The organism is uncultured Chloroflexus sp. (assembly GCF_938091255.1).
Lineage (GTDB): Bacteria > Chloroflexota > Chloroflexia > Chloroflexales > Chloroflexaceae > Chloroflexus.
This window is the reverse complement of the sequence record NZ_CALLJH010000002.1, coordinates 38,267-64,957: the sequence shown is the minus strand read 5'-3', so window position 1 is coordinate 64,957 and position 26,691 is coordinate 38,267. Positions and strand designations below refer to the sequence as shown.

General features: G+C 58.0%; 22 protein-coding genes and 1 other RNA gene. 10 read left to right on the top strand and 13 right to left on the bottom strand.

Features of this window, described 5'->3' with window-relative positions; genetic code table 11:
* Window positions 1–70: 70 nt before the first annotated feature.
* Window positions 71–1,159 (top strand): site-specific DNA-methyltransferase, encoded by a 1,089-nt coding sequence (locus tag Q1A00_RS00665; protein ID WP_298404389.1) that lies wholly within the window; start codon window positions 71–73, stop codon window positions 1,157–1,159.
* A 57-nt stretch (window positions 1,160–1,216) separates the two neighbouring features.
* On the opposite strand, the gene Q1A00_RS00660 is transcribed toward Q1A00_RS00665, so the two are convergent.
* The 4 genes from Q1A00_RS00660 to Q1A00_RS00645 form a co-directional block, all read right to left on the bottom strand.
* Complete coding sequence (locus tag Q1A00_RS00660; RefSeq protein ID WP_366144840.1) at window positions 1,217–1,999, bottom strand: succinate dehydrogenase/fumarate reductase iron-sulfur subunit; 783 nt, start codon at window positions 1,997–1,999, stop codon at window positions 1,217–1,219.
* Between the two features lie 56 nt (window positions 2,000–2,055).
* Window positions 2,056–4,029 (bottom strand): fumarate reductase/succinate dehydrogenase flavoprotein subunit, encoded by a 1,974-nt coding sequence (locus tag Q1A00_RS00655; RefSeq protein ID WP_298404385.1) that lies wholly within the window; start codon window positions 4,027–4,029, stop codon window positions 2,056–2,058.
* Between the two features lie 37 nt (window positions 4,030–4,066).
* The gene (locus tag Q1A00_RS00650) at window positions 4,067–4,786 is read right to left on the bottom strand and encodes a succinate dehydrogenase cytochrome b subunit (protein WP_298404382.1); all 720 of its coding nucleotides are present in this window, start codon (window positions 4,784–4,786) and stop codon (window positions 4,067–4,069) included.
* A gap of 415 nt (window positions 4,787–5,201) precedes the next feature.
* A complete protein-coding gene (locus Q1A00_RS00645; protein WP_298404379.1) occupies window positions 5,202–6,818 on the bottom strand; it encodes an ATP-binding protein in 1,617 nt (538 codons plus the stop codon).
* Window positions 6,819–7,155: 337 nt separating this feature from the next.
* Here Q1A00_RS00645 and Q1A00_RS00640 point away from each other — a divergent pair, with 337 nt between their 5' ends.
* The 3 genes from Q1A00_RS00640 (at window position 7,156) to Q1A00_RS00630 (ending at window position 9,813) form a co-directional block, all read left to right on the top strand.
* Entirely contained in the window at window positions 7,156–7,662 is a 507-nt protein-coding gene (locus Q1A00_RS00640; RefSeq protein WP_298404377.1) for a hypothetical protein, read from the top strand.
* Entirely contained in the window at window positions 7,659–8,954 is a 1,296-nt protein-coding gene (locus Q1A00_RS00635) for a glucosaminidase domain-containing protein (RefSeq protein ID WP_299754775.1), read from the top strand. The genes Q1A00_RS00640 and Q1A00_RS00635 overlap by 4 nt, the downstream gene beginning before the upstream one ends.
* Before the next feature lie 214 nt (window positions 8,955–9,168).
* Window positions 9,169–9,813: a M23 family metallopeptidase gene (locus Q1A00_RS00630; RefSeq protein ID WP_298404367.1), complete on the top strand. Its 645-nt coding sequence runs from the start codon at window positions 9,169–9,171 to the stop codon at window positions 9,811–9,813.
* A gap of 142 nt (window positions 9,814–9,955) precedes the next feature.
* Here Q1A00_RS00630 and Q1A00_RS00625 read toward each other — a convergent pair whose 3' ends face one another.
* Both Q1A00_RS00625 and ssrA read right to left on the bottom strand, forming a co-directional pair.
* Window positions 9,956–10,912 carry a hypothetical protein gene (locus Q1A00_RS00625; RefSeq protein WP_299754772.1) on the bottom strand — a complete coding sequence of 319 codons (957 nt, stop codon included), beginning with the start codon at window positions 10,910–10,912 and terminating at the stop codon, window positions 9,956–9,958.
* A 653-nt stretch (window positions 10,913–11,565) separates the two neighbouring features.
* Window positions 11,566–11,929: a transfer-messenger RNA gene (gene ssrA, locus Q1A00_RS00620) on the bottom strand.
* A gap of 348 nt (window positions 11,930–12,277) precedes the next feature.
* On the opposite strand from ssrA, the gene Q1A00_RS00615 reads away from it, so the two are divergent.
* The 4 genes from Q1A00_RS00615 (at window position 12,278) to Q1A00_RS00600 (ending at window position 17,688) form a co-directional block, all read left to right on the top strand.
* Entirely contained in the window at window positions 12,278–13,927 is a 1,650-nt protein-coding gene (locus tag Q1A00_RS00615; protein ID WP_298404361.1) for an acyl-CoA synthetase, read from the top strand.
* A 383-nt stretch (window positions 13,928–14,310) separates the two neighbouring features.
* Window positions 14,311–15,222 carry an alpha/beta hydrolase-fold protein gene (locus Q1A00_RS00610; protein ID WP_298404358.1) on the top strand — a complete coding sequence of 304 codons (912 nt, stop codon included), beginning with the start codon at window positions 14,311–14,313 and terminating at the stop codon, window positions 15,220–15,222.
* A complete protein-coding gene (locus Q1A00_RS00605; protein ID WP_299754768.1) occupies window positions 15,219–16,607 on the top strand; it encodes a sensor histidine kinase in 1,389 nt (462 codons plus the stop codon). The genes Q1A00_RS00610 and Q1A00_RS00605 overlap by 4 nt, the downstream gene beginning before the upstream one ends.
* Window positions 16,608–16,758: 151 nt before the next feature.
* Window positions 16,759–17,688: a DUF1338 domain-containing protein gene (locus Q1A00_RS00600; protein ID WP_298404354.1), complete on the top strand. Its 930-nt coding sequence runs from the start codon at window positions 16,759–16,761 to the stop codon at window positions 17,686–17,688.
* Window positions 17,689–17,796: 108 nt separating this feature from the next.
* Here the strand turns inward: Q1A00_RS00600 and Q1A00_RS00595 are convergent, their stop codons facing one another.
* The 3 genes from Q1A00_RS00595 to Q1A00_RS00585 all read right to left on the bottom strand — a co-directional run bounded on the left by Q1A00_RS00595 (window position 17,797) and on the right by Q1A00_RS00585 (window position 19,307).
* Window positions 17,797–18,048, bottom strand: a complete 252-nt coding sequence (locus Q1A00_RS00595) for a mycoredoxin (RefSeq protein ID WP_298404351.1) — start codon at window positions 18,046–18,048, stop codon at window positions 17,797–17,799.
* A 111-nt stretch (window positions 18,049–18,159) separates the two neighbouring features.
* The gene (locus Q1A00_RS00590) at window positions 18,160–18,708 is read right to left on the bottom strand and encodes a YceI family protein (RefSeq protein ID WP_298404349.1); all 549 of its coding nucleotides are present in this window, start codon (window positions 18,706–18,708) and stop codon (window positions 18,160–18,162) included.
* Window positions 18,709–18,866: 158 nt separating this feature from the next.
* Window positions 18,867–19,307 (bottom strand): OsmC family protein, encoded by a 441-nt coding sequence (locus tag Q1A00_RS00585; RefSeq protein WP_298404345.1) that lies wholly within the window; start codon window positions 19,305–19,307, stop codon window positions 18,867–18,869.
* 133 nt (window positions 19,308–19,440) lie between these two features.
* Between Q1A00_RS00585 and Q1A00_RS00580 the strand changes: the two genes are divergently transcribed.
* Together Q1A00_RS00580 and Q1A00_RS00575 are read left to right on the top strand one after the other, a co-directional pair.
* The gene (locus Q1A00_RS00580) at window positions 19,441–20,616 is read left to right on the top strand and encodes a lycopene cyclase family protein (RefSeq protein WP_298404342.1); all 1,176 of its coding nucleotides are present in this window, start codon (window positions 19,441–19,443) and stop codon (window positions 20,614–20,616) included.
* 119 nt (window positions 20,617–20,735) lie between these two features.
* Complete coding sequence (locus tag Q1A00_RS00575) at window positions 20,736–21,278, top strand: hypothetical protein (protein ID WP_299754762.1); 543 nt, start codon at window positions 20,736–20,738, stop codon at window positions 21,276–21,278.
* A 23-nt stretch (window positions 21,279–21,301) separates the two neighbouring features.
* Here Q1A00_RS00575 and aroB read toward each other — a convergent pair whose 3' ends face one another.
* The 4 genes from aroB to Q1A00_RS00555 all read right to left on the bottom strand — a co-directional run bounded on the left by aroB (window position 21,302) and on the right by Q1A00_RS00555 (window position 26,473).
* Entirely contained in the window at window positions 21,302–22,429 is a 1,128-nt protein-coding gene (gene aroB, locus Q1A00_RS00570) for a 3-dehydroquinate synthase (protein WP_298404336.1), read from the bottom strand.
* 191 nt (window positions 22,430–22,620) lie between these two features.
* Entirely contained in the window at window positions 22,621–22,755 is a 135-nt protein-coding gene (locus tag Q1A00_RS00565) for a hypothetical protein (protein WP_298404333.1), read from the bottom strand.
* Between the two features lie 3 nt (window positions 22,756–22,758).
* Window positions 22,759–23,985 (bottom strand): gephyrin-like molybdotransferase Glp, encoded by a 1,227-nt coding sequence (gene glp / locus Q1A00_RS00560; RefSeq protein ID WP_298404663.1) that lies wholly within the window; start codon window positions 23,983–23,985, stop codon window positions 22,759–22,761.
* Window positions 23,986–24,160: 175 nt separating this feature from the next.
* Window positions 24,161–26,473, bottom strand: a complete 2,313-nt coding sequence (locus Q1A00_RS00555) for a molybdopterin cofactor-binding domain-containing protein (protein ID WP_298404332.1) — start codon at window positions 26,471–26,473, stop codon at window positions 24,161–24,163.
* Window positions 26,474–26,691: the final 218 nt, after the last annotated feature.

Sequence of the window (26,691 nt, the reverse complement as noted above, 5' to 3'; positions counted from 1 at the left end):
CAGCCGCTGGCGTTGATCGGGTAGAGACGGCCCGCCAGTCTGTCTCTATGAACGAAACATGGTATTTTCTATGCTCACATCACTACTGCCAATTGATCAGATTCTCTGTGGAAATTGTCTCAATATATTGCCGCAACTTCCCGCACAATCGGTCGATCTGATCTTTGCCGATCCACCCTACAACTTGCAATTGCGCAACGAGTTACGCCGACCTAATCAGACGATTGTTGATGGGGTGGATGACGAATGGGATAAGTTTAGCGATCTCCAAGCATACGATGCCTTTACGCGGGCATGGCTCAGCGAATGCCGGCGGGTCTTGAAAGCGAGCGGCACAATCTGGGTCATCGGCTCGTACCACAATATCTTTCGGGTTGGGGCAATTATGATGGATCTCGGCTTTTGGATCTTGAATGACGTGATCTGGCACAAGACCAACCCGATGCCCAACTTTCGCGGCACTCGCTTTCAGAACGCCACCGAGACGCTCATCTGGGCCAAAACGTCAGCCAATCAAAAGACATACACCTTCAACTATCATGCCATGAAGCATCTGAACGACGACAAACAGATGCAAAACGTTTGGCGCATTCCGATTTGCACCGGAGCGGAACGCATCAAGCTGAACGGTCAGAAAGCGCATTCAACCCAAAAACCGGAAGCGTTGCTCTACCGGGTGATCATAGCTTCATCGCAGCCGGGTGACGTGGTGCTCGATCCATTCTTCGGTTCCGGAACGACCGGGGCTGTGGCGAAAAAGCTGGGCCGGCGTTTTATTGGGATTGAACAAGACCCGGCGTATGTTGCGATTGCGCGCGAGCGGATTGATGCCATTCCTGCACCAGAGAGCGTGGCGCTGCTGATGACACCCTCGCGCCGGGAGGCGCCGCGGGTAGCGTTCGGCGAGTTGGTAGCCGCCGGTTATGTGCAGGTTGGAGAGCGGCTCTATTCGCGTGATCGGACAGTGGTAGCGGTAGTCAAAGCCGATGGCCATGTGGTATGGAACGGAGTCAGCGGGTCGATCCATGCCATTGCGGCCAGAGCGCAGGGTAAACCGGCGTATAACGGGTGGGAATATTGGTATATGGAAGACGATGCTGGCCGGTTGACCAGCATCGACGAATTACGGGAACGGTACCGGGCAGAACGGTTGGGGTAAAATGGAAAGACGCACGGATGTGCGTCTCTCCAATAATAACAACACTGAATGACGTCATCACCGCGCGGTAGCCGGCGCGATCGGCGTATTCGGTTCGATCCCGCGCAATGCCGCCCCGATCAAATCGCGGTTGAGCTGGGCAATCGTTTCGAGGCTGATCTCCTTGGGGCAAACGGCGGCGCATTCGCCGATATTGGTGCAGTTGCCGAAACCCTCGAAATCGGCCTGCGCCACCATATTCACCACGCGCTGGTAGCGTTCGGGCTGGCCCTGCGGCAAGAGGGCAAGGTGCGTCACCTTAGCAGCGGTGAAGAGCATCGCCGAGCCATTGGGACAGGCTGCCACGCATGCGCCGCACCCAATGCAGGCCGCTGCGTCCATTGCCCGATCGGCAGCGGTCTTGGGAACCGGAATAGTATTGGCATCAGGAGCCGAGCCGGTGCTGACACTGATATAACCGCCGGCTTGAATGATGCGATCGAAGGCGCTGCGGTCAACCACCAAATCCTTGAGGATCGGGAACGCCGCTGCGCGCCACGGCTCAACCGTAATCGTATCGCCGTCGTTGAAGCTGCGCATGTGCAATTGGCAGGTGGTAATGGCATTCTTGGGGCCATGGGCGATGCCATTAATCATCAGCGAGCACATACCGCAGATACCCTCGCGGCAATCGTGATCAAACGCCACCGGCTCTTCACCCCGCGACATCAGCTCCTCGTTGAGCACATCGAGCATCTCGAGGAACGACATATCAGGGTTGACATTATCCATCACATACGTCTTGAACTCGCCGGGTGTCGAGCGGTTCTTCTGCCGCCAGATCTTGAGCGTAATCTTCATCGTCTTCATAGGTGTCTCCGGCCACCGGCTGGTTTCCCAACCGGCGGCAGTTATGCTTACTTATAGCTACGCTGGGTCGGCTTGACGTACTCAAAGACCAACGGCTCTTTGTGCAGGCGCGGCTTAGCCAAATCACCGGTAAACTCCCACGCCGCCACATACGAGAACTGCTCGTCGTTGCGCAGCGCCTCACCATCGGGTGTCTGGTACTCCTCGCGGAAGTGGCCGCCACACGATTCCTCGCGGTGGAGGGCATCGAGGCACATCAGCTCGGCCAACTCGAGGAAATCGGCCACACGGCCAGCCTTCTCGAGCGCCTGATTGAGATCGCCGGCCTCACCGGGCACGTTAACATTCTCCCAAAACTCGGCACGGATCTCAGGGATGCGGGCCAAGGCCTCGCGCAGACCGACAGCGTTGCGCGCCATGCCGCACTTATCCCACATCAGCTTGCCCAATTCGCGGTGGAACGAATCGACCGTGCGCTTGCCGCGAATGCTGAGCAAGCGATTAATGCGCTGGTTAATCTCAGCTTCAGCTTCGGCAAACTCAGGCCGGTCAATGCTCAGGCCGCCGGGTTTGACTTGGGCGAGGAAGTTGGCGATGGTGTAGGGCAAGATGAAATAGCCATCGGCCAGCCCCTGCATCAAGGCCGATGCGCCGAGGCGGTTCGCGCCGTGATCCGAGAAGTTGGCCTCGCCGATCACAAACAAGCCGGGGATGGTGCTCTGTAAGTTATAGTCAACCCACAACCCGCCCATCGTATAATGGACGGCGGGATAGATACGCATCGGCGTTTCATACGGATCTTCACCGGTGATCTGCTTGTACATGTCAAACAGATTCCCGTAGCGTTCGGCGATCTTCTGACGGCCAAGGCGCTTGATCGCGTCAGAGAAGTCGAGGTACACCCCTAGACCGCCGGGGCCGACGCCGCGGCCCTCGTCACAGACCTGCTTGGCTGCGCGCGAGGCGATGTCACGCGGCACCAGATTGCCGAAGCTGGGGTAACGCTCTTCGAGGTAATAATCGCGCTCAGATTCGGGAATATCTTGCGGACGGCGCGGATCACCCTTCTTCTTTGGCACCCAAATCCGGCCATCATTGCGCAGCGACTCAGACATCAGGGTCAGCTTACTCTGATAATCGCCGCTGACCGGGATGCAGGTCGGGTGGATCTGGGTAAAGCAGGGGTTGCCGAAGAACGCGCCGCGGCGATGGGCGCGCCAGATCGCGGTGGCATTGCAGCCTTTGGCGTTGGTGCTGAGGTAGAAGACATTGCCGTAACCGCCGGTGGCCAGCACCACAGCATCAGCGACATAGCGCGAAATCTTGCCGGTCACCATATCGCGGGTGATAATCCCGCGCGCGCGGCCATCAACCACCACCAGATCAAGCATCTCGGTGCGCGGGAACATCTTGACTGTGCCGGCGGCAATCTGGCGGCTAAGGGCCTGATAAGCGCCGAGCAACAATTGCTGCCCGGTCTGGCCGCGAGCGTAGAAGGTGCGGGCCACTTGCGCGCCGCCGAACGAACGATTATCGAGCAGACCGCCGTACTCGCGGGCGAACGGCACGCCTTGAGCAACGCACTGGTCGATAATATTGACCGAGACCTGTGCAAGGCGATAGACATTGCTCTCGCGGGCGCGGAAGTCGCCACCCTTCACCGTATCGTAAAAGAGGCGATAGATGCTATCGCCATCATTGCGATAGTTCTTAGCGGCGTTGATTCCGCCCTGCGCAGCGATGCTATGGGCGCGGCGCGGGCTGTCTTGATAGCAAAAGCAGAGCACGTTATAGCCTGCTTCGCCGAGGGTCGCAGCGGCTGAGGCGCCGGCCAAGCCGGAACCAACGACAATAATTGTGTACTTCCGGCGATTGGCTGGGTTGACCAGCTTCATCTCGAAGCGATGCTTATCCCAGCGCTGCTCGATTGGCCCGCTTGGCACTTTAGAGTCGAGCACGCTCACGAACTCAACCTGTCGCGTCCCGGTGCGAACTGTCGTCTCATGCTTGATCTCGCTCATGCGGAATTCCTCGTTCTTCTAGCGTTGGGGCGGCCCGTTAGGCGACGAAGCCGAAATAGACCGCCAACGGGAAGGAGACGTTACCGATAAAGACGGCTGCCGCCACTAAGATGGCCAAGCCGCGCAACAGCCGATCGTAGGTGTGGTTGTTCCAACCCAGCGTTTGGAACATGCTCCAGACGCCGTGGTAGAGGTGTAAGCCAAGGAAGACCATTGTCAACAGGTAGAAGCCAACGATGAGAGGATTCTGGAAACCGAAGACGACATTCTGATAGGTCTCGTAGGTGTCGCCGTGGGGATGGATAAATTGACCCGGCTCGTAGCCGACCACACCGAAGGTCAAATGCAAGATGTGATACACGATAAAGAGAAAGATTAAAACGCCGCCAAACCGCATCGTATAGTCGGCATAGCCGGATTGGCGCTTATGCTGGCCATAGCGGCGCACCGTGGAAATGCTGCTGGCGCGCAGACTACGCTGGCTTTGTAAGGTCAAGCTGGTGGCTGCCCAGATGTGCAGAAAGACCGAAGCGATCAAGACAAAGCGCGCGACCCAGAGCAAGTGTTCATGACCGAAAACGGGGTAGCCGAGTTCGCGCAGGCCGGCGGCATACGCATTGTAGACTTCAGGCCCTTGATACATCTTGAGATTGCCGTACATGTGAAACACGACGAAGCCGACCAAAACAAAGCCGGTCAGCGCCATAATCACCTTCTTGCCGACCGACGTGCGGGTGAGGGTGAGCACTCCTGTCATCGTTCCATCCTTCCCCAAACCAACATCTGCGCAACAAACAGACAATAACCGGCTGCCAGCACGGGCTGGCAGCAATAATATAGCTGTGACTTGCCCCACAAAGTATTGTACCGCTTTAGAATTATAACGGAATTACGATCAATTGTCTACCGATTGCAACTGTGGTTTGATTCTTTGTGAAGAAAGACGCGAGGCATTAGAAAGCTATCCAGCTCAATCAGAACGAGGGCATTTGCTGATGAAAAGAACCTGTTGATCTTGAATCAATAGCGAAATGGTCTGTGTATTATGGCGCAATGTATGGTGGGTGGCTAGAGGTGTTAGGCATAGCTCGGGGGTGATGCGCGGTGTGGCGAAACCAATAGCGGCGCACAGCCGTGCGCCGCTGCCATACCATTGGTTTGGCACAATACGATTATAAATCCAGCCGCACTTTGGCGCCAAAGTTCTTCTTCTCCTTGCTGGGGAAATACGACAGGCACGCCGCATCGAGCAGATCAGGGCTCAAAGTCGGCGTTTCCATATTATAGCGGGCGATCGCAATTAACTGATCGAGAATATCGCGCGGCTGGCACATACGGAATGGCCGTTGATCAGGCTTAAACCACTTCGCGATCAGATAATCGATGCTGCGATCATCGTATGGAACCTTGCGCACTTTGCACATAATCTTCCAAATCTCGCGCCACTGCTCTTCGGTGGGGTCAATCACCTCAATCTTAAACTTAATCCGGCGCAAGAGTGCATCGTCACCCAAATCCTTGGGGTCAAGGTTGGTGCTAAACATAATCAATTGGTCAAACGGAATCTGAATCTTTTGCCCAGAGACGGTATTGAGAAAGTCATACCGCTTTTCGAGCGGCACGATCCAGCGGTTAAGCAGATCAAACACCCGCACCTGCTGGCGGCCAAAGTCGTCGATCAGGAAGATGCCACAATTGGCCTTCATCTGGAACGGCGCTTCATAGACCTTTGATGTCGGGTTATAGACCAGATTGAGTTGTTCGAGCGTCAGCTCGCCACCAACGATTACTACCGGACGACTAATCCGGATCCAACGTCGGTCGTACTCGGTCTCTTCGGGGAGCGGGCGGCGGGGTGGTTCGTGAATGACCGAGTCGTACATTTTGATCACCGCGCCATCGGCGTAAACGGCATACGGAATGAAGATATCATCACCCATCAGATAAGTAATCCGCTCGGCGATGGTCGTCTTGCCGTTGCCGGGATAGCCAAAAAGCATCACCGATGAACCGGAGTTGACGGCAGGGCCAACCATATTCAAGATTGACTCATCCATTACTAGCCCTTCAAAGGCATCACGGATATTGCGGCGAGTAACTTTGACATTCTTCACCGTCTGTGCTTTGACCGACTCAATCCACTTGTCGAGCGGCACTGGGCAGATGCCAACATATTGCACTTTTTCCATTGCTGCTTGAGCTGCGGTGTGGCCGCGCGGCGTCAAGACATATTCGTAGTTAATATCGCCAAACCCGCGCTGGCCGACGATATCGATCTGTTCGACATTGCGCAGATCAATAATGATCTGTTCGATCACGCGGTAAAACAGCCCCATCGACTCGGCCAATTCCATGCCGGTAGCGCGGCCTTTATTGTAAAGAATGCGCAAAAATTGCTCGGTAAGGAAGGTGCGGTTCAGGCCGGTCTCATCAATCGTGGCCGGCTGTAGCGGCAGAAACGAATTGCTCATTTGGGGGCGAGCTTCATCATCAGAGGGCGGTGGGTCGCCGAGCATACGCAGCGCAGCCACATTCTCGCCGCGAGCGCGCGCTTCGCCAATCAAGCGTTCGAGGTCGGTCACATGCATCTGCAAGTGAAGCAGCGCGTCAATGTCATTTTTGGCTTGTGCTTCTTTCAAGCAGGCATATACCGCGCGGGCGACCGTGTATTTGACGCCATCGATATAGAGGTGGTGGCAATACTCTTGATTGCGCACGTAACAATCACGGGGATGGCTCTTGCGGGCCAACATTTCCTCGTATGAGCGTTGATCAAGCAGATACCGCATAGCACTCCTTATCGATGAAAAAACTTACGGGAAACTGCCGTTGCGCGGGTGGAGACAAGCGCCGGCGCTGGCGCGAGCACGCATTACTAATTGTTCATATTGTACCTGCCCGGCGAACCATCGTACTACCAGCGTTCAGTTTCTATAGCGGATTTGCCCGATTACAACGCAAAACAACCGCTTGACGAACCGCGTGTTTCTTGCTACAATTAGAACAATTGTTCGACCTGTTCGAGAAAAAAAGTGTTCATTAAACCGGTCATCACTGATCGGCGCCACGGGAAGAGTAGTGCGGCAGGGCAGGTCGCAACGTGATGATCGCGAAAGGAGGGCTGGCATGGCGACCACCAGTCGAGAATTGCAACCGACGCGGCGCGTAGATGCGGCTGGTCGTATCATCAAAGGGATGGTGACGGTGTTGGCAGTGGCGGCCTTGATTGTCGTTGTGGGAACTGTCGCCGACTTTGGTCGTATCATAATCGACGATTGGCGGTATGGGCGTCCGCGCACCACGCATCTCACCGGCTACGCGGGCTTGCCTGCGGAGCGGGTTGGCCAGCCGTCGCGCTTCATTGCGATGAATCTCGACCGGCAGGTGGTGATCGTTGCCTTCCCCGGCGGCGATCCGGCCCAAGCGCAGACGTGGCAAGGCCCCTATCTGTTTGGGTTACACGAAGATCTGACGCCTGTGGTATTATCATTAGAGGATATCGATGGTGACGGTCTTGCCGATCTGTTGGTCACCATCCACCACGAACAACTGGTCTATCTCAACCGTGATGGCATGTTTCGTCTGCCCACCCCGGAAGAGTGGCACCGGCTGGCGCAGGAGCGGAGCAAGTGAGCGCGCACCCTCACCGTAAGCGGCCTCGAAAATTGGGTCAACCGCTTTTCCCAATCGAAGACCCGGCTACCGAGCGCGTTCCGTCGCAACCACTGGCCGATCTGACCGCCGATCTCGACGTGGCGTTCGCCGAGCGGCCCCACTGCGTGCGCGCGCTAGAAGCGCTGCCCGGTCTGCGCGTGCCAGACGATGTACGGGCAGCATACGAGCGAGCTCAGCGGCCAGTGCGTTCGGCAAGCGCATCCCAACCGCGCCGTACTGTGCCAGATCGCGCGTCGGTGCGTGGTGGTACCGAGCAAGCAGGTAGGTCAAGCGCACCAACTGGCAGTACACGACCAATGTCCACGCTCGGGGTACGTACATCCCAAGCGGATATAGCCGCTACCCCTTGCTCGCCGGTGAAGAATGGTGCCGGCGGATACGGGGCAGCGCAGGCTCCGATGGCGCGTGAGCCATTAACGCCAGTCCAATACGAACCAGCCCGCACCCGCACAACAGCAGAGGTAGCCGTTGCCGAACGGCCTGCGCAACCTGTTCGCTCTGTCTCTACCACGTTCGCCGAACGGTTGCCGGATAAGGTGTTTGCTGAAGAAATAGCATTGCCGCTACCGGCGCGGCGATTCACACCGTCACCGGTTGCTGGCTGGTTCAGCCACCCGCTGGTCATGGCCGTGGTTGGGGTGATAAGTGTGGTGGTGATCGCCCTTGCGTGGATGGTGTCGCCCTCATCGCCAATTCTGAGTTTTCAGTACAATCGTACCGGCATCGGCAGCCGGGAAGTGACCGCGAATATGGCTTTGGCTGCTATGCCGTCACCGGGTGATCACCGGTTGCGCGTTGCTCCTAGCCTCTCGCCGGCGCAGATCGACCAGATTTTGCGCAGCTACGACTCGCCAGCGGCTGGCACTGGCGAGATCTGGTACCGGCTGGGTGTTGAATATAACATCGATCCGGCTTACGCCGTCGCGTTCTTCATCCACGAGAGCAGCGCGGGCACCAACCTCAATTGGGCCGGGCGCAAGCCAGATGGCAGCACGACCCACAATGTCGGCAACATTATCTGCGCCGGCTATCCTACCTGCTATGGCCGCTTCCGCGATTATCCCGATTGGGAGACCGGGATTGCTGATTGGTATCGCCTCATCGACGTGGAATATATCCGCGGGCGTGGCTTGCAGACGGTAGCCGACGTGATTCCGATCTACGCGCCGTCCTTTGAGAATGATGTGCAGGGCTATATTACCGTGGTGACGAGCCTTGTTGACCGGTGGCGAGCCGGGCAGGTGCCGTGAGGTCACGACGTGGCGGTATTGCGTTGTACCGGTTTGGTCTCAGACGCTTGTCGCTACGATGTGAAACCTGAAGACGCTGGTCTACAGCTTTTGCTGCGCTGGTCTAATCCATGATGAAGTGTCTAGGGCATCGTGGGGTGATACTAGTTCTTGATGCGGCAGTGCAACTGCCGCACTCCATCATAGTATTGGCAACCATACACTCAGAAGTTCTATGCGGAACATCGCAATCATCTTTATCATCGCGCTCGCTGCCTTTGTCTTACTCGGCATGGCCAACAGTAACCGGCGCGTGTTGAGCGGCTGGCGCGGCCCGGTGGGCGCTGGCGAGGCGAGTGTTGCCAATGCGGCAGCAGCGCCGGCTCAGGCGTTAGTCGGTGTGGCCCAGCCCCAAGGACGCGGCTTCGATGCGGCGCTCGTGCCAAGCGGCAACCCGTTGCGGGCAGCTCATACGGTGATAACGCAAGGATATGGGGTGGGGACGCATGCGCCGGCTAGCGTCTGGGGTGCGATCGATCTCGCCCTTGATAGCGATGGCGACGGCAAAGCTGATCCCGAAGGGACGTGGAACCAACCGGTGTATGCGACCCATGCCGGGCGCGTGACGTTGACGCGCGAGAGCTGGCCAGCCGGCAATCACATTTGGGTGACGAATGAGCAGTACCGCACCGGCTACGCTCACCTTGCCGGCTTTGCGGTCAGCGATGGGCAGTGGGTCAATCCCGGTGATCTGATCGGCTACATCGGTTCGACCGGTATGTCGAGCGGGCCGCACCTCGACTATCAGGTATGGGTCTGGCGCGATGGCCGGTGGGTGAACCAAAACCCGCTCGATTATATCCAACGAATGGGGGAATGAGTAAACGAATAAACGAATCGGGCCAACAAGGAGGTGATCATTCTTTTCCTCGTTGGCCTTTCGATTCTGTTGACGAGCGCGTGATGATAGTAATATGCGCTATTTCCTTCCGGTTGTTAGGTGACTGAGCCGATTGCTCGTGCTACGCCGAGTTTGAAACTTTTTCCTGTTCCGGTGCAAACTCAATGACCTCGCCGCGTGCCTGTGGCTGCCCGCAATCCGGCGTCGCTGCCTGATCGGCAAGGCCAAGCGTCGCTGCACGCCATGCTTTGGCGGCATACAGGCCGTGCGGGTCAACCTTCAGGCTGGTGCGGAATTGCTCGTTGGCCATTTCAGTTTCGCCGCACTGCCAAAGCAGCGTACCAAGCTGGTAGTGCAATGAGCTGCGAGTGGCAGGCGGACAAGCCGGGGCCAGCCGGATCGCTTGTGCAAGGTAGGAGACCGCTTCGGTGCGTCGCCCAGTCTTGAGTAAGTGGTCGACGAGCGCGCAATAGATGACGGCGCGATCAGATGGGCGGCGGGCATAGGGGAGCGCAGCGCGCAAATAGTTCTCGATCTGCCGATCCTCTTTAGCGCAATTACTCAGAGTCATAGTTGCCTCAGACATGCTTTGTTGCAAATAGCGCGCATACCGCGCACAGCGGAGTGCTGCGTCCGTTTCTTCGGCTAAGACATGCGCAGCAGCTAGCGCAGCGTAGAACTTAGGGTTATCCTGATCAAGCCGGCAAGCCTGCTGGAGATACTCAACAGCTAATTTGATGCGATTGCGTTGTAACGCGTTAATACCCAACAGCCAGTACACCTCCGCGGAGTAGGGGTACATGCGGTGCGCGGTGCTGGCCAAAGCAGTGACTTTGTGGTAGTGTCCGTTCTGAAAGTGCTGCCAGGCGCGCCATAACAGCAGATAACGAGCAAGAAACCAAAGACCGCTCAATGCGCCAAACGTTAACGCTACCGGTGACCAGCCGGTAACTTTAATCCACACCATACAGGGTAGTAAGACAACAAGTTCTGGCGTTTGCAAGAGCGCACGTCCGAGCCAGCGCGTCGCGAAATGGTGGGGTGGGATAGGAGAAGGATCGGGTGGTTGGGTGGCCATACAAGCTCCTTTACGAGATGCTGATGGTCACAGGCACCGCAACGCTGTTGTAATTAGCATACCTGACCGCAGGGTTGCAGCCTAGTTCTAAAATTACGATATGTCGTCGTGCGATTCGGCTATGTACAGGATAGCAGGGCGTTGTGACATGTACGGTCACATGGATAGGGGAATTTGAGTTTTCGTCTCTCACCTTCTTAGTCCCCACACCTACCTGACGGCGGGAGCGAGCAAGCTGCTGAGAGGCATAGCCACAAAAAGACACAAAAGGCCCGAACATAGGGGAGGGGTAAGGGATGGGGTAAGACATTTACCGCCGAGGGCGTCAAGGATGCTCCTCATTCAAAACTCCTTTTCGCCCTTTGCGTCCTTCGCGCCGTGGCGTTTCATCCCTCTGCGTCTTGGCTTGCTTCGCGCCGTGGCGTTTCATCCCGCACCTGCGGGAGAGGGGATCGTCTCAGGCCACGTCTCTAGCCGCCCGTCCGTTACGCCCCGCGCCTGCGGGAGAGGGATTGGCAACGAGTACCAACTCAACTCGGCCTGCCGTTACGCCCCGCGTTTGCGGGAGAGGGGGTGGGGTGAGCGCAGTAAAACCAACACGCAGGACGATCATCTGATCGCCCTGCGTGCTGTGAAGCCTCACAACCCTTGATTGGTGGAGATGGGGGGAGTCGAACCCCCGTCCAGAAAGCTAGATCGTAGACATCTACAGGTTTAGCCCCTCGCTTTATCTCGCCCGTGGTCGCGCGAGTGGCAGAGCGACCGGTGGGCCAGCCTATTGTCTTAGCCGGTCGCGCTTAGGCGAGCGCTACCGGAGCACCCGACTCATGACGCTCAAGCCGCAGCCATCGGGGGAGCTGCGGGGAGCGCGCTGCCAAATCTCTTAGGCAGCGAGGGCCAGCCGAGGCTGAACCCGAGTGTTATTGTTGGCAGTTATTGCCTTGCCCCTTTTACGTGACTGGGCGGCACGACCTGCAGTCTACGACGTTCACTCCCTGTCGAAACCAGAGCATCCCCGTAACCCGTATGTGAAGTATACACCGTTTGATCACGTTGTCAATCGGTCTTGCGATAGAGATTCGTTAATGTGAGCGGGAAGTGGGGGCAGAGCAGCACTCTGCCCTTACGGCCTAGTTGGGGCAGAGCGGCAGACGGATCGTACTAACTGTGAGCAGCGTACTGCGCCGTCTCTACTGGCTGGCTGGGGGCATTGCACCGCTATGCTCTTACTTGCGTGGGGGCGGGTTATAGGAGATACTATACATATCATTTGGATCTAAAAGTAAAACCGCGAAGGTGTGATTCGCTGTTGGCTGTTGCATGGGTGGTGCAGCGCATGCCACAGCGCGAGCGCAGGAGGAGGTCATGGGTAACATCTACGACATCGGATTGGAGAAAAACGCTGCGAATTATGTGCCGCTGACGCCATTGTCGTTTCTGAAACGGGCAGCGCTGGTGCATCCGCAGTTGCCGGCAGTAATCCACGGCGAGCGTCGCTATACGTGGGTACAGGTCTATGAGCGTGTACGGCGATTGGCGTCGGCTCTACGCGCCGCCGGGGTTGGTCACGGCGATACGGTGGCGGCTGTGCTGAGCAATACGCCAGAGATGTACGAGTGCCATTTCGGCGTGCCCGGCGCCGGTGCGGTACTCAATACGATTAATGTCCGGCTCGATGCAGCGACCATCGCGTTTATTCTTGATCACGGCGAAGCCAAGGTGTTGATCACCGACCGCGAGTTTGCCCCGGTGGTGAAAGACGCGCTTGACCGGTTGGGCCGTTCGTTGTTGGTGATCGATGTGGATGATCCAGAGTACACTGGCCCCGGTGACCGGCTTGGTGCGCTCGATTATGAGCAATTTCTGGCGAGTGGCGATCCGCAGTTCGAGCTGATCTATCCCGCTGATGAGTGGGAGGCGATTTCGCTCAATTATACGTCGGGCACGACCGCTAATCCTAAAGGCGTGGTCTATCACCATCGCGGGGCGTATCTCAATGCACTCTCGAATATCGTTTCGTGGGGAATGCCGCATCATGCCGTTTATCTGTGGACGCTGCCGATGTTCCATTGCAATGGCTGGTGCTTCCCGTGGACGATGGCGGCGAACGCGGGGACGAACATCTGTTTGCGGAAGGTGGATGCCAAGTTGATTTGGCACGCGATTGAACAGTATCGCGTGACGCACTACTGTGGCGCGCCGATTGTCCATTCGCTGATTGCTAATCATGCGCCGGCCCACTGGCGCGCCGGTCAAGGTACGCATAAGGTGAGCGGATTAATTGCGGCAGCACCGCCGCCGGTGGCGGTGCTGCAGGCGATGACTGAGCTTGGCTTTGACATTACCCACGTGTACGGTCTGACCGAGACCTATGGCCCGGCGGCGGTGTGCGCCAAGCAACCAGCGTGGGTATCACTGCCGATTGAAGAGCAGGCGCGTTTGAATGGGCGGCAGGGGGTGAATTATCATGCTGAAGAGGCGATTAGTGTGCTCGATCCGGTGACGATGAAGCCGGTGCCGTGGGATGGCGAGACGATGGGTGAGGTCATGTTCCGCGGTAATATTGTGATGAAAGGTTATCTCAAGAACCCATCGGCGACTGAAATGGCGTTTCGGGGTGGTTGGTTCCATTCTGGCGATCTGGCAGTGGTGCATCCCGATGGCTACATCAAGATTACCGATCGGGCAAAGGATATTATCATTTCGGGCGGTGAAAACATTTCGTCGATCGAGGTTGAGGATGCGCTGTATAAGCATCCGGCGGTGATGCTAGCGGCGGTAGTGGCAGCCCCTGATCCGAAGTGGGGTGAAGTGCCGCATGCGTTTATCGAATTGCGCGAGGGGGCTTCTGTGACGGAAGAGGAGTTGCAACAGCATTGTCGGCAGTTGTTGGCGAGTTATAAGATTCCAAAGAAGTTTACCTTTGGGCCGTTGCCGAAGACTTCGACCGGCAAAATTCAGAAGTTTATTTTGCGCGAACAGGCTAAATCGCGGCAGGCCATCGCTGAGGTTTAGGTGCGGGGGGGCTAAGGCGTAAAGGAAGCAACGCAAAGGCACATAGAGCGCGAAGGGTGCGAAGGATGGGAAATGCAAAGATGCACAGAGCGCGAAGGGTGTTGGGGGTGAGGAAGATATACGCAAGTTGGGCGTCCTCAAGTCTTTGGTGGAACGCTGGGCCTATACATGTAGCACACTTTACCCCCGCGTGCGAGCCAAAGCAAGTAGTGCCGAAAAGCGCGCAGAGTGCAATGTCGGCCTAACGCAAAGGGCCCAGAGCGCGAAGGGAGCGAAGGGTGTGAGGTGGGGGGGACATACTAGGTGCACTCTCTGGGCCTTAGCGTAGCTTTGCATCCTTGCGCCTTTGCGTTTAGCATCAACGTGAAGACCGGAGCAGGAGTATGGAGATTGATCCACGCGCTCGCCTGTTGGAATGGCCGAGCGCAGCGTTAGGTGTGACCGGGCGGATGTATGTTTATGCGCCGCCAGATTATCAGCCAGACGGGCCGCCGCTGCCAGTGGTCTATTTGCTGCGCGGCCACGAGCGCGAGTGGGTCAACCGGCGTGAAGATGAGAGCCGGATCGGCAGCGCGATTGATGTCTACGAGCGGGTACGGGCGCGCGGTGAGGTGGGGCCGTTGTTGTTGGCAATGCCCGGTTTGGCGAGCGCCGATAATCGCATTCCCGGTTTGTTGGCCGATTTTGTCGCGCCGGCGCTAGCCGATGCCCCCGGTGTTGGCAGTGGCCGCTTCGCCACCTTCTTTTTCGATGAGGTGTTGCCGTTATTAGAGCGCGAATTCGGTGCGCATCCAGCAGCGCGGGCACTGACCGGGTTCTCGCTCGGTGGCTATATGGCAGTCAAGGCAGTGGCGCTCCGCCCTGAGCTGTTTGTCAGCGTCAGCGCCTACGATGGCTCGTTTCCGTATGCCAGCGACGGCGGGCGAATGGCGCGGCGCTACGATACCCTGCTCAACGCGACGATGTTCGATCCGGCGCTTGGGCGTCCGCGTGACCCGGAACGTATGCGTATGCATAATCCGGTTTGCCTGTTACTACAAGCTGATCGGGCGGCACTGCGACGAATTACGTGGATGATACAATACGGCCCTGAACATATCGAGCCGTGGGGTTCTAATTTCTACCGCGGCGAGTATCTCTTGCGCGCATTGGCGACGTTGGGTATCGCAAACGCTGTGCCGGTAGCTGCCTTGCCCGATGGCGCACATACATGGGCAGTGGCTGACCGACATCTTGAGCAGGCGTTGCCATTACACTATCGAGCGTTTGAACGAGTGCTAGTGAGCTACCCATGAAATCGCCGCCGCGGAACACTATCGAATTACTCGTTCGGCTGCGCTGGCCGTTTGCAGCGGTGGTCGGGTTGCTGTTTGCACTCACCCGGCTGGTTGAAGGATTATTGTTTGATACAGCAATGGAGACACCGGCTGGGCGGGCGGTTGATCCGATTGTATGGGGGGTGCTCGCGTTTGCCGCGATTTGGATCGTGTTCAGTTGGGCGATCCGGCAAGAGCGTGAGCGGATCTCGAACGAAGCGCGGATGCTCGAAGCGTTGCGCGAGAGTAACGAGCGGCTAGAACTGTTGTACGAGATTAACCAGCGCGTAGCATCAAGTGCTACGCTTGATGAGGTACTTGATTACGCGATCACGCTGCCGGCGCGGTTGGTCGATGCTGCCGCAGCGACGATTGTGCTAACCGATGAGCAGGGCCAGCCGTATACGGCACGGGTGACCGGCATCGATGCTGGCGCCCTCGAACGAGCACGAGCGGCATTTGGCTTACGGATAATGCCAACCTTGCCGGCACAGCCAACGATATTGCGGCCGCAACACCTGTGCGGTTGGGCATCTTGTCTTATTCTCCCCCTTGCCGAACGGCAAGTGCAGCCCATCGGTTGGATCGAAGCGTTTCTCAAGGAGGGTGAAACTGCACTGTACGAAGCGCGTCAACCCTTACTCGCGACGGTTGCCAGCGAGCTGGCTGAAGCGATCGTAAATAGTCGGCGGCGTGATCGAGCTATCGCGAGTGTGGCAGCAGTTGAACGGGCAATCAGTGCCGAACGAACCCGTATCGCTCGTGATCTGCATGATGGTGTGGCCCAGTCGCTGGCTTTCATGCGCATGCGGATCAATTTGTGGGAAGATTGGCTTGAACAAGACCCGGCCCGACTCCGTGAAGAATTTGCCACGTTCAAAGCCAATCTGCGGGCGCAGATAGAAGAATTGCGGCGCGCGATCTTTGCCCTTCGCCCAATTGAAATTGGTCAACTCGGCTTTACCGGTGCCCTACGCCGGTTTGTGGCTGAGTTCGCCGAGCAAAACGACTGGGATATTAGCATTGATTTGAACGAACTACCGCCCGATCTGCCGCCAGTATTGGAATTGGCGGCGTTTCGGTTTGTGCAGGAGGCGTTAAACAATACGGCGAAACACGCCCAAGCGCGCCGGGTATGGGTGAAACTCGGCGTGCGCGATCATGGTCTGATTATTCACGTGCGTGATGATGGGGTTGGTTTTAATCCCGGCGAAGAGCCACCGGCTGGCCATTTGGGGTTACGCCAGATGCGCGAGCGGGCGGCGGCGCTCGATGGGCAGGTGACGATTATTTCACGTCCCGGCCACGGTACCGAGGTGCGAGTTTGGCTGCCGTTGATCTATTCGGTGGTGGCGGTGTCGTAAGAGGCAGAGCGCTGCTCTGCCCATATGTGATGGCTTGGCCCCGTCGAGTGCAACTTTTGACCGATACCGCATAGCTCCGGTGGTAAGGTAAGATACCACTATGAATATGCCACCACGCCGGTGTGGTGGTGATTATTGTAGGCGAGGAGCTATGACGACGACAACCACTGACCGCATCTACATCTTCGAGCAGGTATTAGCTGGACTGATGCGCCGTTACCGTGAGCGGGTGCCGGATGTGACTGCTATCGCGCAGGCGATGGTCGCCGAAGGGATTATTGCTTCCCCTGAAGAGATCGAGAATGACCATATCGCGTTCCGCACGATGGGAGTACCGCAGCTTGGCATTCGCTCGCTCGAGAAGATTTTTCTGCACTACGGTTACGAGCGGCGCGACCGCTATCACTTCCCGGCCAAGAAGCTCGATGCCTTCTGGTACTCTCCGCCACGCCCTGATCTGCCGCGCATCTTCATCTCTGAGTTGCGTGTTAGCGATCTTTCGCCGGAAGCGGCAGCTATTATTCGCAGCTATACCGATGAAGTGACCGCTGATCCGGTTGATTCGCTCGATTTGGATGATGCGGCGCGGGTAGATGACTTCCTGCACCGTCCGCTCTGGCGCTTGCCCACGTGGGCCGATTATCAACGCTTGGCCGTCGAGAGTGAGTATGCCGCGTGGGTGATCTACAACCGCTACTACCTCAATCACTTTACGATTACGGTGCATAATTTACCTAACGGCTACAACACCATTGCCGATTTCAACGCCTTCCTTGAACGGCACGGCTTCAAGCTCAACGACGCCGGCGGCAAGATTAAGGTCAGCCCCGATGGCAAACTGTTACAGTCGAGCACCGTCGCCGAGATGATCTGGGCCGAATTCGCCGGCGGCGAGCGCCACCAAATTGCGGGGTCGTATGTCGAATTTGCCGAGCGGCGCCCGCTTGATGCCTTTGCTAATCTACCATCGCACGAACTGCGTCGCGAACATCGCCGCGAAGGATTTGAGGCCGGCAACGCTGATAAGATTTTCGAGAGCACCTACAGCGCACAAACAGCCAAACGTTCTGAGGAACACTAAACAGGAAACAGTACGGGCACAGCGCCGCTGTGCCCTGCTGCTGTGCCCGCTTCAGCAACGAGCGCTGCTCTGCCTGATGCGGATAGAGCAGCGCTCTGCCCCTACCAATTACGCCAACTGGCTCAATTTCTCTTGCAAAGCCCGGTTCGATGGCTCCACCAAAATCGAACCATCAGGGAAGACGATCGTCGGCACACTCTGATTGCCGTTGTTGACCTTCACGACAAACTCGGCTGCGTCCGGATCGTGTTCGATGTTGATGTACGTATACGGCGCGCCATGCTGGTCAAGCACACGCTGAGCGCGGCGACAATCAGGACACCAGTTGGTGCCGTAGACGACGATAGGTTGCAGCGACATAGCCTCCTCACCAGATATGTTCCACGAACGAAGCCGCGTCACGCGGCTTCATGATCAAGTATACCAGTTTTTTGTGTTCCCACTGTAGCGACGGGATAATGGACCAGTGGCTTACGCTGCGACCGACTCCTCTTGCGGCACCTGCTTGACGATCTCGATCTCGATCTCGATGGTCACCTCGTCGCCAACCAGTACGCCACCCGTCTCCAACGCGACATTCCACGTCAGGCCCCAGTCTTTGCGGTTGATCTTGGTGCTGGCGCTAAAGCCGGCGCTGATCGTGCCCCACGGCGACTTCGATTGGCCGTTGTATTCAACCTCAAGAGTCACTTCGCGAGTGACGCCGCGGATGGTCAGATCGCCGATAATGCGGCCATGCGTCTCATCAATGATCTCAACTCGCTTGCTGGCAAACGTGATCGTTGGATAGTTGGCGACATCGAGGAAGTCGGGCGACATCAGGTGACCGTCGCGCCGCTCGTCGCGGGTGTCGATGCTGGTCGCGTCGATGGTGACATTGACCGACGAATTGGCCGGGTTCTGCTCATCAAAATGGACCGTGCCGTCAAACCGGCTAAAGCGGCCACGCACCTTCGAGATCATCATGTGGCGAACCGAAAAGGTCACAGTCGAGTGGGAAGCGTCAATAATCCACGTCATACAGTTAGTGCTCCTGTTCAGCATAGCTTGTTCACGTCAAGCAGCATAACAGGCGTGCATCAACAAGAGCGTAGACAGGAGCGTGAACAGCGGGCGAAGGGTGGTGGGGTAAAAAAGACGGCCCGCTGGGCCGTCTCGGTGCTGCCGACTGGAACGCGCTAGTTTGCCTCATCCAACGACGGCACGATCTCGTAGCGATAGCGAATATCCACCGTGGCGCCAAGCATACGCCAGACTGGGCAATAGCGGTCGCGTGACAACTCGATCGCGCGTTCGAGCGCCGCCGGATCAACCTCACCGGCGCAGCGGTAGACCAGCTCGATTTCGGTGTACGGTTTAGGGTACTCGTCGCCGCGCACCCCTTGGGCGCGCACTTCCAGCCCGGCCACCGGTTGGCGCTTTTTTCGCAAAATGCTGATCACGTCCATTGCTGAACAACCGGCCAACGCCATAAGCACCGTCTCCATTGGCGAAGGACCGACCAGATCTGTATTGCCCTCATGGGGGCTATCGAGTTCAATCGGGCGGCCTGAATTGGCGACGGCGGTAAAGTGAAGGCCCTCTCGTAGGCGAACGCTGGCGTTGATGACTGCTCCCATACAAAACCTCTTAAAGATAGGCGACGAATGGGCCAATCGACCAGCATTGGGTCGATCTTGCCGCTTTTAGTATAGCACTCCGGGTTATAATGCAAAGAGGGCAGGCCAAATGGCCGCAGGGAGAACAGGGCGTATGGACTACGATTACATCATTGCCGGCGCCGGTGCCGCCGGTCTCAGTTTGGCCTATCACCTTGGGCAGAGCGCACTGGCCGAACACACGATCCTCTTGATAGACCCCAACCAAATGCGGCGCAACGATCGCACATGGTGCTTTTGGGAAATAGGAACCGGCCCATTTGAAGCAGTGGTGTCACGACGCTGGGATCATCTTTGGCTGTACGACAAACACTGGTCAGCGCGATTGGCGATCGCTCCGTATCAGTACAAGTTGATACAGGGGATCGATTTTTATCGTTTTGTTGAAGAATGGATGGCGCAGCGTCCGCAGATTACCCGCCTGCAAGGCACGGTCGAGCGGTTTATTGACGTGCCTAACGGGGTGGCGGTCACTGTTGGCGGGAAGACCTATACGGCACGATTTGGCTTCAACAGTGTGTATCGACCGATGCCAGCGCCTCCCGGCTATCATTCGTGGTTGCAGCATTTTAAAGGGTGGGTGATCACGACCCCGCAACCGGTGTTCGACGCCGAAGCAGCTACCTTTATGGACTTTCGCATCCCGCAGTCAAACGATGTGCGGTTTGGCTACGTATTGCCGTTCGATACCCATACTGCACTTGTCGAGTACACTATCTTTTCGCCACAATTGGTCAGCCAAGCCGAGTATGAAGCCGGCTTGCAGCGGTACATTGCTGAACAGTTAGGGATCGACCGGTACGAGATTACCCACATCGAATATGGCGTCATCCCGATGAGCGATGTACCGCTGCCGTTGCGTCCTAGCCCTCACGTGCTCAATATCGGCACCGCCGGCGGGATGAGCAAGCCGTCTACTGGCTATACCTTCCAACGCATTCAATGGCAGACGCGGCAGATTGTTGAGAGTTTGCTTAAGCACGGCCACCCGTTCTACCCACAACCGCGCTTCAACCGCCATGCGTGGATGGATAGCGTGCTGCTCAATGTGCTCGATGCGGGCCGCACACCGGGGCATCGCTTTTTTGCCAATCTGTTCCGTCATAACCCGATCCAGCGTGTGCTGCGCTTCCTCGACGAAGAGACGACGCTTGCCGAGGATGTGGCGTTGATGGCAACTGTTGAGCTGATGCCGTTTGCCGTGGCAGCGTTGGCAGTGATGTGGGGTCGTATGAGCACATTAGGCCGGCGCGAGCTGGAAATGGGATGAGAGCGTCAGGCACCGTCGTAACATATCTGCTAACGGTTGACAACGTTCCCCTTTTCAGCGGTCTCTCGTTCATGTATCGTGCAGGCCATAAACCGGTCTGCACGGGAAGAGAGGCTGCTGTGAATCATGCCAAACTACTCCTCGAATGGAACGTTAATGCGTCGCCATTTCGGAATCGATTGATATGGCAACAACTTGGGATTGCATTTGGTGTCCCGATCGTGTTGCTAGGGCTATTTCTGGCTGCCATTACCGAGCAGAATCGGTGGCAAGTCGCCTTGCAGGTCATGGCGGTGACCGGCGGCGTGATTCTGGGATTATTGGTAGTGGTAATGCTGGTGTTCACCCTCGTTGGGTACGAGCAGCATTTTCAGCTTGACGAAGAGGGTGTACAGGCGAAAGTCAGCGGGCGCACGAACGCCTTTTTGAAACTGGTGCGAGTTGGCTTGCTGTTCAGTGGCCGGCGTTCAGCGATGGGGGCAGGGTTGCTGATGCGCACTGGTGATGCGATTCGCTGGTGCGATGTGGCGAAGGTTGAAGTTGATGAACGGCAGCGCCAAATGACCCTCTACCGCAAGAGTGGGCCGCCATTTCTGCTGGCTTGCACCGCCGAGAATTTTGTGACGGTGCGCGAGATTGTGCAGGCGAAAGCGGTAGCGTAGGGGGATAGAGCAACGCTCTATCCCTACGCCACCGGCGCCGACGATAACACCGCCTCGATCACGTCGATAGGCACATCGCTGCGCACGGTGACTTGCCCGATGGCGGTTGGTAACACCCAGCGCACCTTGCCGGCCTGCACTTTTTTGTCGCGCGTGATGAGAGCCAAGATCGCAGCGCGGTCAATATCTGGCGGCATTGTAGTGGCGAGGCCGTAAGCGGCGAGCAAGGCGCGTTGCCGTTCGACTAGCTCTGGCGCACACATACCGAGCACGACCGCGATCCGCGCCGCTGCATCCATACCAATCGCAACGCATTCACCGTGCAGCAGACGGTAGCCAAGCAGTTGCTCGACCGCGTGGCCGATAGTGTGGCCATAATTGAGCGTCATCCGCTCGCCGCGCTCGAATTCATCGATTGAAACGACCTCAACCTTGACTGCAACAGCACGGGCGATAATGTTGGTCAGGTGCGCTGTCAATTCGGCATCGGCAGCATGCCAGCTAGCGGGGTTGGTGGTGTGCCAGCCGCGCGCGGCAGCGAGGTCTTCGAGGGCGGCAAACAGGTCGGCGTCGCGGATGACACCGTGCTTGATCACCTCGGCCCAGCCGGCACGTAGTTCGCGGGGTGGCAGGGTTGCCAACAGGTTAGTGTCGGCTAGCACCAATCGTGGTTGATGGAACGCACCGATCAGGTTCTTGCCCAAGGGGTGATTAATCCCGGTCTTACCGCCCACTGCCGCATCCACCATTGCCAACAAAGTGCTTGGTAATTGCACCAGTGCGACGCCGCGCAAGACGGTCGCCGCGGCGAAGCCGGCCAGATCGCCGATCACGCCGCCGCCGAGCGCGAGTACCGTATCGCGCCGTTCAATACCGTTCCCGATCATCCAATCGTAGAGCCGGTGTAGTTCGGCGAATGACTTGCTGGTTTCCCCCGACGGAACGGTCATGGTATGCACGCAGTAGCCGGCGGCGCGCAGCGTTGCTGCCGTCTGCTCGGCGACCGCCGCCAGATGCTCGTCGGCGATCAGCCACAACGTACCGCGCAGGCCGAGCGCGGCCAGCCGGTCGGCGAGGGTCGCCAACACTCCTGCGCCGATGACGACCGGGTATTGGGTGGTGCTGGTGGTGACGGTGAGGGTAGTTGTCATGGTGATAGCCTTGGGTACACGTATCTGCATCTTGTCGCTCGTTGCGCTCAGGCGATTAGGCGGGCGTGAGTAAGGCTCAATCATACCATTACTTGGCGAGCACGAGCACCGGGGAGGGGATGCGGCAGTTTCACTGCCGCACGCCAACGTCTAGAACGGTAAGACTGCCGCATGCCATACCAAGGCAATCGTTATTTGCGACGCCGGCTATACAGCGTCATAATGACAGCGACCAGCAACAACGCCAACCCCAGATAGGTCAGCGGACCGGGCCATGGTTCCGGCTCTTGCTGCCATACCCTGAGTAACACGGCATCATATTCCACGGGTTATCCTTCGCTCAGAAGCGGGCCAGTGATCAGCGCCGGCAGCACACTGCCAACCGGGTAGACGGTCTCGCCGGCAGGCACGAGTAGGAGGCCATTGGCCCCGCGCAGCGAGAGGATGCGCGAGCTACTTTGGCCGCCAGTGCTGGTAGCGAAGAGCCGGCCTTGGCGGTAGGTGACGATGATACGCTGGTATTCAGGCCGGTCGGAGGCCGGGGTGATCGGGCTTGCCAACGTCACTTCGACGTGCGGGCGGAACGGGTTAGCATCGCCTTGCAGCGCGCGCAGGGCCGGACGGACAAAGACTTCAAACGAGACCAATGACGAGACGGGGAATCCCGGCAGACCAAAGACGAGCTTGCCGTTCACAGTGGCGAAGGTGGTGGGCTTACCCGGTTTGAAGGCGATGCGGCCAAAGTGAACGGTGCCGAGTTCGGCCAGCAGCGGCTTGATAAGGTCGCGGGTACCCATGCTTACGCCGCCACTAGTGATCAAGACATCGGCCTGCTCAAGGCCGCGCAAAATGGCTTGGCGCTGCACGGCAATGTCATCGCGGGCAATGCCGAGCGAGATCGGCTCGCAGCCGGCTTCGCGTACAGCCGCCATCAGCGCGTAGCGATTGCTATCGCGCACTGCGCCGCCCGGTCGGGTTTCACCCGGCTCGACCACCTCATCGCCGGTAGCGAGCACGGCGACTCGTGGTCGGCGGTAAGCAGTGATACGAGTGATGCCGAGGGTAGCGAGGATGCCAATCTCAGCCGCGCCCAGCGTCGTGCCAGTGGTAAGGGCAATCTGACCGCGAGCGACATCTTGCCCGACCACATGCACATAGTCGCCGGGCTTCAGCTCGCGCTTGATATAGAGCATCCTATCACGCTCTTCGGTCAGCTCAACCGGAATCATTGCGTCAGCGCCGGGTGGCATCGGTGCGCCGGTCATAATTCGGGTCGCTTCGCCGGGGCCAAGCGCCACCGTCGTATCGCCGCCGGCGGTCAATTCACCCACCACGCGGCGTGGGGCGAGGCCATCGCCGGCCCGGAGAGCGTAGCCGTCCATGGCCGCTTTGGGCACGTCGGGAATGTCTTCTGGCGCGGCAATATCGGTGGCCAGCACTCGGCCCAGCGCGGTGAGCGCGTCAATCTCTTCGCCGCCCAGTGGTTGGGCGTGCGCCATGATCATCGCCGTGGCATCGGCGATGCTGACCATCGGGTATGGTGATTCACGGAGCATGTTAGACACGGTTGATCTCCTCGATTAGGGGTATACCACAGCGGGCGCGGGGAACGCAGAGGGTTAATAGGCAGGACGCGCTCTTTCCCATTTTCGCAACCTCTGCGCCCTTTGCGCCCTTTGCGTTTGCGTCCTTTGCGTTAAACCTCCTCTGCGCCTCGGCCCGCTTTGCGCCTTACAAAAGATTCATCGCCCGCCACACCTTTTCCGAACGAAGCGGGATGTCGATATGGCGCACGCCGAACGGCGCCAGCGCATCGATCACCGCATTGGCAATAGCCGGCGTCGAGCCAATCGTCGCCGCTTCGCCGATCCCCTTGACCCCCAGCGGGTTCAGCGGAGTCGGCGTTTCGGTCTTGTCAACCGTAAACGGCGGGAAGAGATCGGCCCGCGGCAGCGCGTAATCCATCAGCGTGCCGCTAAGCAACTGGCCGTTGGCATCGTATACTACCTCTTCAAGCAGGGCTTGGGCAATACCTTGGGCCAACCCGCCGTGTACCTGACCGGTGACGATTAGCGGACTAATGCGCGGCCCGCAATCATCAACCGAGTAGTACTCGCGGATACGGATGTGGCCGGTTTCGCGATCAACCTCGACTACGGCGACGTGCGCACCAAAGGGATAAATCAAGTCGGGCGGACGGAAGTAGTCTACCGCTTCGAGGCCGGGGTCGAGTTCGGGCGGCAACTTGTTACTGTACGCCCGACGTGCAATCTCGGTGAGAGTCAATGCGCGATCAGGCACACCACGCACGCGATAGCGGCCCTCGTGCAATTCGATGTCGGCCACACTGGCCTCGAGCATCGCCGCAGCAATCTGACACGCCTTCTCGCGTACTTTGGCCGCAGCCCGCACCAGCGCTGCACCGCCAACGGCCAGCGAGCGCGATCCCATTGTACCAACCCCCATCGGCGTGATTGCGGTGTCGCTGTGTTTGACCACAATCCGCTCGAAATCGGCCCCGATCTGGTCGGCGACGATCTGGGCAAACGTGGTCGCCGTGCCTTGCCCGTGCGGCGAAATGCCAGTCGTGACCGTTACCGTACCGCTCGGTTCAACCTTGATTTGGGCGCTTTCATAGGGGCCGAAGCCGCACATTTCGACATAGCAGGCAATGCCGATACCAAGCAGCATACGGTCGCCGGCGACGCGGCGGGCGGACTGCTCGGCGCGCAACTGCTCGTACTTCGCAAGCGATAGGGCTTTGGTGAGGGCGCGGTCATACTCGCCACTATCATACGTTAGGCCGGTCGGCGTCTTGTAGGGGAAGGCATCGGGCGGAATAAAGTTGCGTCGACGTACTTCCGCTGGGTCTAACCCTAGCTCTGCCGCGACCAGATCCATGAGTCGCTCAATGTAATAGGCAGCTTCAGGCCGGCCTGCACCACGATAGGCGGCCACCGGTGTGGTATTGGTGTAGACACAGATCGCTTCGAGATCGATGACGGGAATCTTGTAAACGCCAACCGCCATTGCGGTAGTCAAATCGGGCAAGCCGGGGGCGAGCGGGTACGCGCCAAGATCGGCCACAATCCGCATCCGCAATGCCGTCACTTCGCCTTTGACAGTAACAGCAGCCTCGATGTCACAAATCTGCCCGCGTCCGTGGGTTGTCGCTTGCACGTTTTCGAGACGATGCTCGATCCAGCGCAACGGGGCATTGAGCTGACGGGCTAGTGCGGCTAAGATAGCTTCTTCGGGGTAAATACCGATCTTAACGCCAAACCCGCCGCCAACATCCGGTGCGATCACGCGCACCCGATTTTCGTCGAGGCCGATCACCTTAGCGATCTCGCCGCGCACCTGATGTGGCGTTTGGGTACTCGTCCATACGGTCACGCCATCGCTTGCCGGATCAGGGGCGGCCACCACTGCGCGCCCCTCCATCGGGAAGCCGAGCAGGCGCTGATTGACCATGCGTTGGCGCACAATGCGATGGGCGGCGGCGAACGCGGCCTCGACATCACCCTTCTGGCGGCGGCGGCGATGATCAATATTGTCGGGCAAGCCATCGAAGATGATCGGCGCGTCGGGGGCAATGGCGGCGAGCGGATCAACCACTGCCGGCAGCGGTTCCCATTCGATGGGCAAGGCCAGTGCCGCATCGAGCGCAGCCTCTGGGGTGCGAGCAATCACGGCGGCGACTGCCTCGCCAACATAGCGTGCGCGTTCAACTGCTAAAGCGTAGCGAGTTCGACCGGTGTAGCGTTGTGGCCCACTGCCCCCCTCCCCTGAACTTGCCAGTGGGAGCGGCTGACAGTAGTCGAGTAGGTCGGCACCGGTGTAGACAGCCACCACTTCAGGCATCGCTAGCGCGGCTGCCTTATCAATGGCCACAATTCGGGCATGGGCATACGGGCTGCGGGTAATGGCGACATACAACATCCCCGGCAGGCGCAAGTCGCTCACATACGTGCCCTGCCCCCGAAGAAGGCGCGGGTCTTCACGGCGCTTGACTTCAGCGCCAATCAGGGCTGCATAAGCCATAGAATAGACTACCTTTCATTTTTGTTAGTAGCGGTGTGATGAAGGTGCTATTGGTATGATACCAGATTTACAGCCCAACTGGTTGCGCCTGATTAATCCTTGCTTGCTGATTGACAGCGTTGGTATGATTGACGAAATTGTAATTGCACAATCGTCTAGAACCGGCTATGCTACGCAAAGAGGCAAGCTACAACGTCTTTATTAGTATCGTTTGGTTG